15 protein-coding genes are annotated in these 13,031 nt (G+C 45.6%); all 15 read right to left on the bottom strand.

Annotated elements, in window-relative coordinates:
- On the bottom strand, positions 1-173 hold a 173-nt coding region (locus tag B3M51_RS10230; protein WP_292743404.1), incomplete at its 3' end, for a GTP cyclohydrolase, FolE2/MptA family.
- 293 nt (positions 174-466) lie between these two features.
- Positions 467-1,930: an APC family permease gene (locus B3M51_RS10225; protein WP_292480801.1), complete on the bottom strand. Its 1,464-nt coding sequence runs from the start codon at positions 1,928-1,930 to the stop codon at positions 467-469.
- Positions 1,931-2,157: 227 nt separating this feature from the next.
- Positions 2,158-2,442 (bottom strand): hypothetical protein, encoded by a 285-nt coding sequence (locus tag B3M51_RS10220; RefSeq protein WP_292758906.1) that lies wholly within the window; start codon positions 2,440-2,442, stop codon positions 2,158-2,160.
- Complete coding sequence (locus B3M51_RS10215) at positions 2,439-3,104, bottom strand: hypothetical protein (RefSeq protein ID WP_292758904.1); 666 nt, start codon at positions 3,102-3,104, stop codon at positions 2,439-2,441. The genes B3M51_RS10220 and B3M51_RS10215 overlap by 4 nt, the downstream gene beginning before the upstream one ends.
- 123 nt (positions 3,105-3,227) lie before the next feature.
- Positions 3,228-3,656, bottom strand: coding sequence for a universal stress protein (locus B3M51_RS10210; protein ID WP_292480808.1), 429 nt, complete (start codon positions 3,654-3,656; stop codon positions 3,228-3,230).
- A gap of 14 nt (positions 3,657-3,670) precedes the next feature.
- Complete coding sequence (locus B3M51_RS10205; RefSeq protein WP_292480810.1) at positions 3,671-5,065, bottom strand: APC family permease; 1,395 nt, start codon at positions 5,063-5,065, stop codon at positions 3,671-3,673.
- A complete protein-coding gene (locus B3M51_RS10200; RefSeq protein WP_292480812.1) occupies positions 5,062-5,241 on the bottom strand; it encodes a hypothetical protein in 180 nt (59 codons plus the stop codon). The genes B3M51_RS10205 and B3M51_RS10200 overlap by 4 nt, the downstream gene beginning before the upstream one ends.
- Complete coding sequence (locus B3M51_RS10195; protein WP_292758901.1) at positions 5,238-5,651, bottom strand: hypothetical protein; 414 nt, start codon at positions 5,649-5,651, stop codon at positions 5,238-5,240. Before B3M51_RS10195 ends, B3M51_RS10200 begins: the two co-directional genes overlap by 4 nt.
- Positions 5,648-5,971 (bottom strand): hypothetical protein, encoded by a 324-nt coding sequence (locus B3M51_RS10190; RefSeq protein ID WP_292480815.1) that lies wholly within the window; start codon positions 5,969-5,971, stop codon positions 5,648-5,650. The genes B3M51_RS10195 and B3M51_RS10190 overlap by 4 nt, the downstream gene beginning before the upstream one ends.
- A 185-nt stretch (positions 5,972-6,156) precedes the next feature.
- A complete protein-coding gene (locus B3M51_RS10185; protein WP_292480817.1) occupies positions 6,157-7,488 on the bottom strand; it encodes an FMN-binding glutamate synthase family protein in 1,332 nt (443 codons plus the stop codon).
- Positions 7,489-7,512: 24 nt separating this feature from the next.
- Positions 7,513-8,196: a protein glxC gene (locus B3M51_RS10180; RefSeq protein ID WP_292758899.1), complete on the bottom strand. Its 684-nt coding sequence runs from the start codon at positions 8,194-8,196 to the stop codon at positions 7,513-7,515.
- 24 nt (positions 8,197-8,220) lie between these two features.
- Positions 8,221-9,123 (bottom strand): class II glutamine amidotransferase, encoded by a 903-nt coding sequence (locus tag B3M51_RS10175; protein ID WP_292758897.1) that lies wholly within the window; start codon positions 9,121-9,123, stop codon positions 8,221-8,223.
- Between the two features lie 35 nt (positions 9,124-9,158).
- On the bottom strand, positions 9,159-10,493 hold the full coding sequence (gene glnT, locus B3M51_RS10170; protein WP_292758908.1) for a type III glutamate--ammonia ligase: 1,335 nt from the start codon (positions 10,491-10,493) through the stop codon (positions 9,159-9,161).
- Between the two features lie 101 nt (positions 10,494-10,594).
- On the bottom strand, positions 10,595-11,260 hold the full coding sequence (locus tag B3M51_RS10165) for a sarcosine oxidase subunit gamma (RefSeq protein WP_292758895.1): 666 nt from the start codon (positions 11,258-11,260) through the stop codon (positions 10,595-10,597).
- An 11-nt stretch (positions 11,261-11,271) separates the two neighbouring features.
- On the bottom strand, positions 11,272-13,031 hold a 1,760-nt coding region (locus B3M51_RS10160), incomplete at its 5' end, for a glycine cleavage T C-terminal barrel domain-containing protein (RefSeq protein ID WP_292758892.1).

Here is a 13,031-nt window from a genome sequence, read left to right as displayed (position 1 = left end):
AACTTCACATACATATTGAAGTCAGCCACCACACGAATAGGCGCTTCATCAGCATCACTCTGAAAAAATATGGGATAACGCAGAGATTTTATACCAACTCTATCGATGATTAGGCAACGTTTATCTGGCGTATTCTGTACATCTTCCAGTTGAATATGCAGGGGTAGGTTCATCGATCTGTCCTTCTGTTTTTAGAGTGCTGGTTAATCACCTGCTGTATTCCTCAAAAAAAAGGTGGATCAGCCTTTGATAACAAAAAACTGCTAATTTTGTTGTCTGGCTTGATCCACCTAACGCCTCAACGAGAGAACGGATCGAGGAAACTAAATGAAACTGAATTTAAGCTTTAACTCAGCTACGGTTACATTATTACGTCGTGCATTGGGCCTAACAATTCCAAAGAAGGATTACTCCAAAGTAATTAGAAAATCCCCCTTTCGATAGAACTGAGCCCCTACTTTACTGATTAATCTCCCGCTGCAGCGTTTAAAGCGACTTCAGGCTGCAAGCGTGCTTCATATTGGGTGTAGAGCCAGATAGGCAGGTACATTCCCAGAACAATAAAACCAACCCAGGTAGAAAACCAGCCCACTTCAAGACTGTTCAGATACACCACACCGATCAGGCAAAGTGGAATATTGAAAAGACCGAACAAAAGAGCAATGTTCTTCCAGCCTTTTGGCGCTTTGAATGGTCTGTCCAGATTGGCAAAGTTAGGATTATTTTTAGCTTTAACATAAGCAAACAGGCTGATGCCATTTGCACAGGTATAACCGATAGCTGAAGCAGCTAAAATGGCCGCGGGTGTACCCATCGAAATCAATATCAGGTTAAACAGACCGATAACCACCATCGCTACAACAGGTGTACCACGTGAATTCAATTTGCCGAATACTCTTGGTAAATTTCCTTCAGTCGCCATTGAGTGCATAGCTCTGGCAGAGCCAAGATAGGCTGTTTGAATAATCAGAATCATTGCAGCAATCAGCATAATAATGGCAATCATTGCACCCGCCTTACCAAAGGCAGCTTCAGCAACTGGAATCATTGGTGACAATGGTTCAGCAAGAACACCATCAACGCCTAACACGCCAATAACAGCCGCCTGGACCAGTACAAAGGAAAATAAGCAGATTGCCCCACAGACAAATAATGCCTTGGGAACGTCCGTGCCTGGTTTTTTATATTCAGGACCATAAATTGCTGCGGTTTCCCATGCACAGGCACTCCATTGGGCAATGGCAAACAAACCGAATAAAATCAATATATGGTGCATATCCCAGGACCAATCTGCAGGCAACCAGCTGTTTGTGATATTACTGATTTCCACTGCCCCGGTAGCAAAAGGGGTAACAGTCATGACCACCAGTGGTATCAACGAAATGGCTGCCAGGATGTAACCCAAAATCGCACTGTCTTTAAGACCAAAGCTGTTGATGATAAGCAGTACACTAAAAATCACGCCTCCTGACATCAAAGAAAGCTGATACTCGGTAAACATCGTTCCCAGCACCGGAAACAACCCATGCAGATAACTGCCGACTAGTATGGCAAAGATAGCCAGTACCGGATTCCATGCAAACCAGTAACTCCAGGCACTGAAGCCACCGATAAGCTTTCCTTTGTCATAATTTCCATCGTAATTCTGGGTTTTGAATACATTTTGGGCAAAACCAGGTAAGCCCGAGGCTTTAGGAAACGTAGTGGCTAATTCAGCATAGGCAAGATTTTGCATAAAGCCCTGCAGTACCGATAAACCCCAAATAAGGATTGCTGCTGATGCAACCCAGAGGGGAAAGTAACCCAATGAAGGTAAAATCAGTAACGGCACGCCGGACGCTATCGCCAGTCCCTGTTTCCAGTCTATGGAACGTTCAAGGTCATTGGAATGCTCTCCACCTCCTGTGACGGAGGCACTTGTCGTTTTCATGTTATTTTCTCTCATAAGAATTATCTCCAGCTTATTAAGCGTGTAATTTCTCTATAGTTATTATTGTGATTTGTCAGTTAACATGTTGAATTCAGGTTTATTTCAAACCCAATTTGAACTTAGCCTAATAATGAGAGATTGATAATTCTCCTCAATAAGTACTCCTTTTGGCGTACCTGTCAGCTGATATGCAATGCAAACTATTGAGGAACTATCCTGCACCAAAACTATTTCTGCTTTGCAAGGGTCCAGTGCAACCGCGCCCACATATACGCATCCATAATGGATATGGCATAAATAAAAACACCACCAGCAAACTTGCCAACCAGGGAAACATCCGGCGCAGCCAGATTGAAAGTAATTACCCCAAGAACCATCATAAAAAACACCATCATCAAACCTCGTATAGGTGCATGATTCAGTACCTGACCTACCCCGGGCAATAAAATAGCGACGAGCAGTACAAGATATGGATGAACAGGTCGGAATTGTTTTCGCAATGTCTCGCTCATGCGGTTTTGCCTCCAATTAAATTCTGTTGTAAGCGCTGTAACTGACGCGTCAATGCTGCTACCTGATCAGAATCGATCGGTTCGTCATCAAATTGCACTGATCGTAAAAGTAAATAATTCCCTCTGTCAGCCTGACGGATCAGATATGTCAGTCGAACAGCATCGGGGGTTATAAGAAGTTCTTTGACTTTTTGATCGGCAAATATCGTCCTGACATCAGCATCAATTGCCTGCAGTTCTGGCGCTACATCACGACTCATATAACGTGCATGTTCCGGCCAGCCAGCCAATGGCTTTATCGGTTGATCCCATTGCCATGACGGACTGTAAACCTCGGTATTCTCTGGTCTTACCAGAATATCGAGACTGCCATTTATGGCAGGAGTGTTAGGCACTTGGATATGCAACCACATCACCGGAATCTTGCGGGCAGTCAGGTTATCCACCTCAACCCGTAAACTCAGCGGTGTCTGATTAAAAACACCTTTTAATGAGGCATAACCGGCAGTATTAAAGTGAGTTTCACTCACAGTCATGACCTTCGCGAAACCATTAAGCAAATTCGCACGCGATAGAATCACCTGTCGATGATGTTGTTTATATAGCCACCAAAGGGAAAAACTAAACACAATGACCAGCGTAAAAACACCCAGCTCAGACATAATGTCCTCCCCACCCCAGTACAAAAAATAATTGACTGAACATTGAGAAATCCTCTGCAAAACAGTAAAAAATCGTAAAAAAAGACCCCGCAGTCAGCTTTTCACTTACTGCGGGGTCAACGATTAACGCACGACCGTTACCGGGCAATGCGCCTTACTGATAACCTGCTCGGCGATGGAACCGAGCAGTACCTTGGAGATGCCGGTACGTCCCACGGAGCCCGTTATCACATGGTCGTGCTGATTTTCATCAGCAAAATTGATAATTTCTGCCGCCGTGTTATGTCCCTGTACCGTGGAACACGTCACCCTTATCAGTCCACGCTTAAAGGCTTTATCAAAAGCTTGCTGCAACTCCTTTTGAATCTGATCATCCGCTGCTCTAAGCATAGAGGAGTCCCAGAAATAGGTTTTGGAAACATCATCTTCTGTTGGTCTAATCACATGAATAAATGTCAATTCAGCATTGACCATAAGCGCTAATTCAATGGCAAATTCAACTGCTTTATCAGCGCTGTGAGAACCATCTGTTGCACATAATATTTTTTTCATTTCCGCCTCCTCCTTTAATAACCTTTCGGCCGTGGCCAAGGCATGGTGAACTGATCACCGCGTTTCACAAACTGATAACGACGTTTTACAAACCACAATGAAGCAACAATGTAGAACGCCATAATTGACAGCAATGAAGCGCCGTAACCGAGGAAAGTGGCAAAATAAACCACCGAACAGAGGGCCAGCAGAGTAAAGGCCGGAATGGGATGAAACGGATGAATATAGCCGCGCTTAATCACATCCAATGGCCACATTTTTCTGAATCGCATCATATTGAAGGACATAAAGGTATAGCCCAACAAACCTGACAGAATAGAGAATGTAATGACCTGATCCAGCAGACCGGTAAAGGCAAATGAAACGGCTATGGGGATCAGGAATATTATGGCCCGGAATGGGGTTCGGTAATGCGGATGAATAGCTCCGAACCAGGTTGGCATATAACGATCACGCCCCATTGAAAACCAGGCTCTTGCCGCATCATTGATACATCCGTTAGCAGAAGCTATCGCCGCAAACATGGTGCCGATAAATAACACTATCTGCAGCGATGGATTACCGATAATGGATGCCGCATCATACAAAGGTGTAGTTGCCTGTCCCAGATATTGCCATGGCATCAAACCAGTTGAGACATACCAGGTCAAAGTCGCAGCCACCAGCAGGGTTAGAATTCCACCAATAGTACCTAATGGAATAGCCCTTCCAGCACTACGTACCTCTTCTGCAGCCTGACAGGTTCCTTCAATTCCAAGGTAATACCACATGCCGAACTGCAATGCCGCAACCACCCCAATCCAGCCATAGGGTAGCTCCGTTAATAAATCACTATGCTTGAGAATATTGCCCGGATTCAGTGGATCACTCCCGATAAACAAAGCAATAATGGCCAGAAAAGCAAACAGCGTAATGACAAAATTTACTGTCAGGGTCATAAACACCCCCCGGTAATTCAGCCAGGCCAGAAAAGCGATGGTCAACACCACAAATGGCTGGGGATTCAGATCGGCATAACCAGTAGCCGAAGCCACCGCAGCCATCAAATCTCCAACTATCAGTGCATCGGCAGCTTCCAGCATGGTATAGGCCATGACCAGATACAAACCTACATTAAAGGCCATAAGCGGCCCAATAATGTGTTTGGCCTGAGTATACTGCCCACCCGCAGCTGCCACAGTTGATGTCACTTCGGAGTCAATCATCGCCACGCAACTGTATAACAACCCAATTACCCAGCATGCAATCAAAGCACCATATGCACCGCCTTTGGCAACTGAAAAGTTCCAGCCCATAAACTCACCGACCAGTACGATACCGACGCCAAGTGCCCAGACATGAAATGGATTCAGCACTTTCAGCATTGAAATACGTTTTTGATCTCCACCAGTAGAAGTAGATTGGCTCATTTGTCTTCTCCCCCCTGTTTGATTTGCTCCAATAATTCATCAGAGCCTTCTCGAGAACTAACCAGTAGCTCCTCATCAAACTGACGAGAGACGCTCACCGCATCGACTACAATCCATAGCAGCAGCCCGGCAGAAATTATCCAGGCGGCATAGCTCAATAAATCCCAATAAATCATCTCGCATCCCCCTGTTCGTTATTTGCCTGACTAGCAGCACCGAATTTTTCCGCAATCACCTCACGGTATTGCCTGTCTGAAATCCGGAGAACAAAAAAGAAGTAACCGATGATGACTAACGCCGTGATAATTAACATTACCGGGTCGATGGTGTAATCAAATCGGTCGTTAATGATCTCAGCAGCAGCCAACTCATCAAAGCCTAGCTTTTGCCACTGTTCCTGCTCTACGGGTGAGACATCAAGAGATTCCCAAGTGATAACCTGGGCAGAAGTTGTTTCATCGGCTGATTTGGTATCAGACTCCAGAAACAAAGGGATATAAAGACTTACGTAAACTAAAAATAAAATAAATAAACTGTCAAATAGCTGACCGCGTTTATGCTGAGTTTTGGGGATATAGTTAGTCATAGCCTTTCCTCATTAGTAGACTCTTGCATTAATTTTTTCGCTTCTCGATTTTCATCAAGATGCTTAATGTCTAATTCGTAAATGAAATTCTTATCTTCAGCGTAGTGTTTGGTCATTGCTGCCACTGACGCTGTATTGAAAATCACTAACAATGCACTGGAAATTATCAACACCACTCGGATGAAGGGATCTTCCACAATGCTCAAGATACTAATGAGGACAAAGCCTATTGCCAGCCAGAGCAAAACGATATCCGCCCAGGCCATAACACAGTCCCTTTTGTACATACTTTCTATACGTTTTTTTAAATTATTATTCATAGTTATTTCTCTCTCTTATTTAAAGATATTTAATGACTACACTTTTGCCTCCTCTTTGAAATGAAAAAAAAGGGCTGATGCCATCATGAATAAACTGACTTAAATTGACGGGGTAAGGATCTCTTTAAGTAGGTTTAATCAAAACAGCATCAGCCCTTGTCTCGATTACTCTTTTTAATGCGTTATCAGAACGGCTGTTGACCTGGAATCCAGTTAGTACCAGCCAAAGGAACTCTGGCCATTGCAGCGGATTCCACTGTTAATGCCACCAGATCTTCAGGTTCAAGATTACGCATATCATTTTTGCCGCAGGCACGTGCCAGTGTCTGTGCTTCAAGTGTCAGCACACGCAAATAGTTGGCCAGACGGCGTCCTCCTTCAACTGGATCCAGCCGTTTGCTAAGCTCCGGATCCTGGGTTGAAATACCAGCCGGATCACGACCTTCATGATAATCATCATAAAAACCGGCAGCGGAGCCAATGGCTTTGAACTCTTCATCATATTTAGGATCGTTACATCCCAAAGCGATCAAGGCTGCAGTACCAATGGCAACTGCGTCCGCACCCAATGCCATACATTTAGCTACGTCAGCACCGTTACGAATACCACCGGAAACGATCAGTTGTACTTTACGATGCATACCCATTTCCTGCAGCGCCTGTACGGCCTGTGGAATAGCAGCCATAGTCGGGATGCCAACATGTTCGATAAAGACTTCCTGGGTTGCCGCCGTACCGCCCTGCATACCATCAACAACGATGACATCAGCACCGGCTTTTACTGCCAGCTTCACATCATAGTAAGTCCGTGTGGCACCAACTTTGATATAGATAGGCACCTGCCAGTCGGTGATTTCACGCAATTCAAGAATCTTGATGGCCAAATCATCCGGACCAGTCCAGTCTGGGTGACGGCAGGCACTGCGTTGATCAACGCCCATCGGCAAAGTACGCATTTTGGCGACCCGCTCAGTAATTTTCTGACCCAGTAACATGCCGCCACCGCCTGGTTTGGCACCTTGTCCCAAGACCACTTCGATAGCATCCGCTTTACGCAAATCATCCGGATTCATACCATAGCGTGATGGTAGGTATTGATAGACCAGTTTAGTGGATTGGCCACGCTCTTCAGGTGTCATACCACCGTCACCGGTTGTGGTAGAGGTGCCAACTGCAGATGCACCACGCCCCAGGGCCTCTTTTGCATTGGCTGATAAGGCACCGAAACTCATACCGGCAATCGTTACGGGTGTTTCAATAACGATGGGTTTTTTGGCAAAACGGGTTCCCAATGTGACCTGGGTATTACATTTTTCGCGATAGCCTTCCAAGGGATAACGCGACATGCTCGCACCCAGAAATAACAAATCATCAAAATGTGGTAATTTGCGTTTGGCACCCCAGCCACGAATATCGTAGATGCCAGTATCCGCTGCCCGACGAATTTCGGCCATAGTCGACCGATCAAACGTTGCTGACTCACGGAGTTCGGTAATGTATTTTGTTTTTTCACTCATAATAAATTCCTCGTAAAATCAGCATTAATACGCCGAAGCATTATCGACTTTGAAGTTGTATAGTTGACGTGCAGAACCATAACGTTTGAAAGCATGAGGATCCTCATCCACGCCAGCACGCTTCAGTAAATGACTCAGCTCCTGGATATGTTCATCACGCATTTCTTTGGCAATACAATCCGCACCCAATGATTTCACTTCACCTTTGACGTAGATGTGAACTTCATAAAGTGAATCACCCAACGCATCACCGGCATCACCACAAACCACGAGAGTACCGGCCTGTCCCATAAAGCAGCTCATATGGCCAACATTGCCTGTTACGACGATGTCTGAGCCTTTCATTGAAATGCCACAGCGTGAACCGGCATCGCCCTCTATGACCAACAGCCCACCGATAGATGTAGCCCCTGCAGAAGATGAAGCATTACCTTTAACGCGGACGCTGCCAGACATCATGTTCTCTGCTACGCCTTGACCGGCACTACCGTGAACAACAATATCGGCTTCTTTGTTCATGCCCCCGCAGTAATAACCGGCATGTCCCTTGATATCGACTTTGAGTTTCTGATCAAGTCCTACGGCCAGGTTGTGCTGTCCTTTGGGATTAAGCACTTCCCATTCTGTTTCAGTACATGCAGCAGCCTGATCATGTAAGGCCTGATTTAAATCACGCACTGTTTGTTTTGCTAAATCAATAGTTTTCATTGTGTTCCCCTTAAGCACTTCTGGTCAGTTACTGCCACGTTCCCAGGCATAGATAGTTGACGGTTCAGGTTCCCAAACCTTGGCATTTTCGATTCCTGGCAAGGTGGTTAATGCCTGATATTCAGAGGCCATTGCCACATAATCATCGGTTTCTGCAATAACAGCCGGTTTGCAGGCGATCGGATCACGAACTACTGCAAAGCCATCTTTGGTGCCGATAGTAAAGGTGTAAAAACCATCTAACTCTTTTAAAGCGTGTTCCAGGGCTTGATGCAAAGAATCACCTTGCTGTAAACGATAGGTCAGAAAACCCGCCGCTACTTCAGTGTCGTTCTCTGTATCAAAATGAATACCATTGCGTTTCAATTCCTGACGCATACGGTTGTGATTCGACAGAGATCCGTTATGTACCAGACACAGATCCATGCCGGTTGAGAATGGATGGCTGCCTGCCATAGTCACCGCAGATTCAGTCGCCATACGGGTATGGCCAATGATGTGAGTTCCTTGCATTTTGTCCAGGTTGAACATATTCACGATACGTTCTGGCAGACCAACTTCCTTAAGGATCTCAATCGAAGTACCGGCACTCATGATCAACACATCAGGATGATTTTCATGCAGATAGTTTTCGACAAAGTCAGCATCCGTTTTAACTTTGAAAATGGCTACCTTGCTGTTTTTAAACCAATCAACCTTGGTAACCAGTGCTTCTTCAATATCTTTTGCCAACTTTTCCCAGTCATAATTTTCATCTTCATGACGCAGGGTAAATTTGATACCGCTATCGACGGCATCGCCATAGATGGCAAAGCCGGCACTATCAGGCCCACGTTCTGTCATCGCAATCATCATTGGGGAAAACAATTCACCCAAGCGACTTTGATACTTATCATTTTTTAAATAAAGACCAACAATTCCACACATTAGATTTCTCCTAAAAATTCCGACTAGTCGGCTGCTTAATAAAATTCAGCGTAACGATCAATTTCCCAGTCAGAGACGTGCCGCATGTATTCCACCCATTCCATGTGTTTCAGTTCCAAAAACTCGTTTGCCAGACCTTCGCCTAAAGCGCCTTTTACAACACTGTCTTTTTCAAGTGCCAGCAGTGCTTCATGCAAGTTCTGAGGTAAGATATCGATACCTTTTTCTCTCAACTCCATCGGGCTGAGGTCATAAAGGTTGGTGTTGTGACCTTCGCCAGGATCGAGCTCTCTTTCAACACCATCAAGACCTGCGGCAATAATTGCAGCAGTAGTCAGGTAAGGGTTGCACGAACCATCCGGCAGTCGCATTTCAATGCGGCCGTAAGGAATGCGAACCATAGTTGAGCGATTGTTATCGCCATAAGTGATATACGCAGGCGCCCAGGTAGCTCCAGATAAAGAACGACCTACCACCAGACGTTTGTATGAGTTAACGGTTGGTGCAGCCAAAGCACACAATGCCGGAGCATGTGCCAGCAGACCGGCCATAAAGTGATAAGCCAGCTTGCTCAGACCATGACCAGCCGGGTCACTGTCATCATGGAACAGGCATTTTTCACCATCACCGATCGAAATATGCAAATGCATACCATTACCGGGACGGTTACTGAATGGTTTCGGCATATAAGTACAAATCATGCCTAATTCATTGGCTATCTCGCTGGCCGCCATCTTGAACATAATGAAATCATCTGCACTTTTCAGGCAGTCAGCATAGGTATAGTTAATCTCGAACTGGCCATTAGCGTCTTCATGGTCAATTTGATAAACATCCAGACCGACTTCAATCAGCGATTCCGTTAATTTTTCCAGGAAGACACTCTGACGCGTAATGCCTTTATAGTCGTAGCAAGGCTTTTGTAATGTATCGCTATCTTCAAACGGATGAATATGACCATATTCATCTTTTTTGAGTAACGAAAATTCAGGCTCAAGACCGGTAAACATGGTCCAGCCCTTTTCTTCAAGACGCTTTATCTGGTTTTTCAAGACAACACGAGAATCGAAGTTATATGGTTCGCCGTTTACATGTCCGTTACAGATAACTCTTGCATAACCAGGTTGCCAAGGGATCAGTGACAACGTCGACAAATCGCCCATCGCCATGTAATCAGGGCCGTTTGGTTGAATGCCCATGCCGCAGATAGCACCACCAGCAAAACCGGCACCGGTTTTAATGATGTCTTTAAGATGTGCAGAAGGGACCGATTTAACCTTGGCCACACCATGAATATCGACAAACTGTGCTAAAACATATTTGACGTTGTTGTCTTTAATAAATTGTTCTGCCTGTTCTAAAGTTTTCATCACTTTTGCTCCTGGTTATCGGTGATAGGCTCACTTAGGTTTGTTTCCGGCTCGAATTTCATCGCCTGACCTATGGATTAATTTATTCAGCGCCGGATGGCTTAATTACTATTGAAAAACTGGTTGATACCAACCGGTCCGCCGCCTAGCTCTTTAATAATATTCAACAGGGTCTCCCAAAAATAAACGCCAAAAGTGCCATCGCACCAGAGACGCAATAGAGGTTGACCTGCCACTTCCTGTCTGAGAACAACCACAGAGACACCTGCTATTGAGGTCATCGCCAGTTGATTGTCTGCCAACATTGGCCCACTCAGATTAATTGCACATACCTGGGCCAGTAGCTCTTCAAGCAACTCACCACTTAAAATAAAAGACGCATCATTACGCAGAACAACATGAACACCGTCACCACTTTGCAACTGTTCCGTTAATTCTTTGCACTGCTGTACGCCAATCGGGTCTTCCAGCAGAAATTCACTATTACCAAGACGCATGACCAGCGTTGCATCATGACGACTCCAGCTGTTTGCTGAACCGGGTAATTCAATCCCTTTTGCTTTTAAAGAATCAGCTGCTGCAGGTCCTTTGATAGCGAAACGTGTCAGGCAACTGACATCGCAAATGGCCAGTGTTGCAGCATGACGACTTTCCACATCCGGATCGGAATAGCGATTAACAATCGCCATGCCGTTGATAAACCCCATTTCCGGTTTCAGAGGCGTCTGGGCAAACGCAACTGGACTTTGTAATACAACATTTTGCATATGCTGGCTCCTTAGCCCTGATTCATACTTAGAAAAGAGTGCTCAACTATTTCAGCCATTTCGATCCGTCCACTATCCGTGCGAACCGCAAAGCGATGACCAGCCTTGGCCTGTTCTGGCAGGACAAAGGCAAAGCCAATGACCCGATTTACATATTCACTGTAAGAAATACTGGTCACCCGACCGGCGATCTCACCCTTTTCAATGACCAGATTGCATTCCTTGGGCAGTTCACCAAAATCCGCATCCAATACAAAGGTCACCAGTTTTTTCTTAAGTGGTTTCTTCTGCAGGATTTTCAGGCTGCGCTGACCAATGAAAAAAGATTTATCCATTGCCACCAGTGATTCAGCATGTGCTTCAAACGGATTCGTCAAACCATCAGTATCGTGACTAATCAGATGATGTCCCATTTCCAAACGCAGCAGACGCTGGGCATCAGTACCAAACGGCCGAAGTCCATAGGTTTTGCCTGCTTCCATAATTTTCTGCCATACATGCAGACCGGCACTCGATGGAACATGAATTTCAAAAGCCAGATCCGAAACAAATGCCACTCGCATCACTCTGGCTTTGACACCGGCCACTAAAGCCTCACGGTATGCACCTTGTGGAAAGGCTTCTTCCAAAAGATCCAGATCGGTTAGTTCACTGAGTATTGAACGGGATGAAGGACCAGCCAATGTCATGGCAGACATCACACCAGTTAGATTGACCAGAGTGACCTGCATGCCCCAAAGCTGCAGATTACGTTGCATTTCACGATATACCGTGGCTGCATTGGAAGAATTGGTGGACACATAAAACTTGTCTTGATCCAGACGAACGGCCACGCCATCATCAACAATTACGCCGGCTTCATCAAGTAACATGGCGATACGGCTGTTGCCAACTTTCTGACTGGCAAATCTGCCGGTATAAAACCGCTCCAGAAACGCAGCAGCATCTTTACCGAAAACTTCGATTTTGCCCAGCGTACTGCCATCAATCATGCCTGCAGATTTACGTACCGCCATGGCTTCCTGTTGCACTGCCTGCTGACTGGTTAAATTAATTCCCATTGGCAGGTAATAAGCAGGTCGCAACCACACACCGGCTTCCATCATCACCCCGCCTTCTTTTACATGCCATTCATGCATGGCTGTATGACGATGTGGATGAAAACCTCGTCCGCCTAAATGACCAATCGGAGTTGGATGAAAAAACGGTCTTGCTGTAGTGGAACCAATTTTTTCAACGGGTAAATCCCTTATACGAGCCAGAATACGAATAGCATTCATATTGGAATGCTTACCCTGGCTTGGTCCCATACCAACAGTGGTAAAGCGTTTCATTAACTCAATGTTGTCAAAACCTTCCTTGGCAGCATTGATAAAATCTTTTACCTGAATATCTTCATCAAAATCGACAAAGTTTTTGCCTTTTGGATGATTCACAATTGGGTAAGGATGACTGGGCGAGTTACCACGATGTGCCATAACAGCAACGGGATCAGCAGTACTTTTACCAAGATAGCGTGCAGCTTCAGCACCGGCCCGTTTTCCATCCAGCAACCGTTGCTCAAGTTCAAAGATGCCATTGACTTTACCGGCAGCAAATATTCCTTCTGGCAGCTGATTCGGCACGAACTGCTGAACCGCCTGGTCATAGCGCATCTGAGTACCAGCCTGATAAAGCAAAGCTGCAGCCGGAGCCCAGCCAGCGCTCATCGCAACACCATCGCAATTCAATACGACTTGCTGATGCGGGTCAGCCTCGGCAGTAGCCTCAT

This window comes from Methylophaga sp. UBA2689 (genome assembly GCA_002354555.1).
GTDB lineage: Bacteria > Pseudomonadota > Gammaproteobacteria > Nitrosococcales > Methylophagaceae > Methylophaga.
Note: the sequence above shows the minus strand (reverse complement) of the source record. Positions and strands in the feature narration are given on the sequence as shown.

What these genes read in the sequence shown, in the direction of transcription:
- B3M51_RS10220 (WP_292758906.1), bottom strand. Translation starts at nt 2,442, where the DNA reads ATGAGCGAGACATTGCGAAAACAATTCCGACCTGTTCATCCATATCTT.
- B3M51_RS10215 (WP_292758904.1), bottom strand. Translation starts at nt 3,104, where the DNA reads ATGTCTGAGCTGGGTGTTTTTACGCTGGTCATTGTGTTTAGTTTTTCC.
- B3M51_RS10165 (WP_292758895.1), bottom strand. Translation starts at nt 11,260, where the DNA reads ATGCAAAATGTTGTATTACAAAGTCCAGTTGCGTTTGCCCAGACGCCT.
- glnT (WP_292758908.1), bottom strand. Translation starts at nt 10,493, where the DNA reads ATGAAAACTTTAGAACAGGCAGAACAATTTATTAAAGACAACAACGTC.
- B3M51_RS10225 (WP_292480801.1), bottom strand. Translation starts at nt 1,930, where the DNA reads ATGAAAACGACAAGTGCCTCCGTCACAGGAGGTGGAGAGCATTCCAAT.
- B3M51_RS10205 (WP_292480810.1), bottom strand. Translation starts at nt 5,065, where the DNA reads ATGAGCCAATCTACTTCTACTGGTGGAGATCAAAAACGTATTTCAATG.
- B3M51_RS10200 (WP_292480812.1), bottom strand. Translation starts at nt 5,241, where the DNA reads ATGATTTATTGGGATTTATTGAGCTATGCCGCCTGGATAATTTCTGCC.
- B3M51_RS10180 (WP_292758899.1), bottom strand. Translation starts at nt 8,196, where the DNA reads ATGAAAACTATTGATTTAGCAAAACAAACAGTGCGTGATTTAAATCAG.
- B3M51_RS10175 (WP_292758897.1), bottom strand. Translation starts at nt 9,123, where the DNA reads ATGTGTGGAATTGTTGGTCTTTATTTAAAAAATGATAAGTATCAAAGT.
- B3M51_RS10185 (WP_292480817.1), bottom strand. Translation starts at nt 7,488, where the DNA reads ATGAGTGAAAAAACAAAATACATTACCGAACTCCGTGAGTCAGCAACG.
- B3M51_RS10195 (WP_292758901.1), bottom strand. Translation starts at nt 5,651, where the DNA reads ATGACTAACTATATCCCCAAAACTCAGCATAAACGCGGTCAGCTATTT.
- B3M51_RS10190 (WP_292480815.1), bottom strand. Translation starts at nt 5,971, where the DNA reads ATGAATAATAATTTAAAAAAACGTATAGAAAGTATGTACAAAAGGGAC.
- B3M51_RS10210 (WP_292480808.1), bottom strand. Translation starts at nt 3,656, where the DNA reads ATGAAAAAAATATTATGTGCAACAGATGGTTCTCACAGCGCTGATAAA.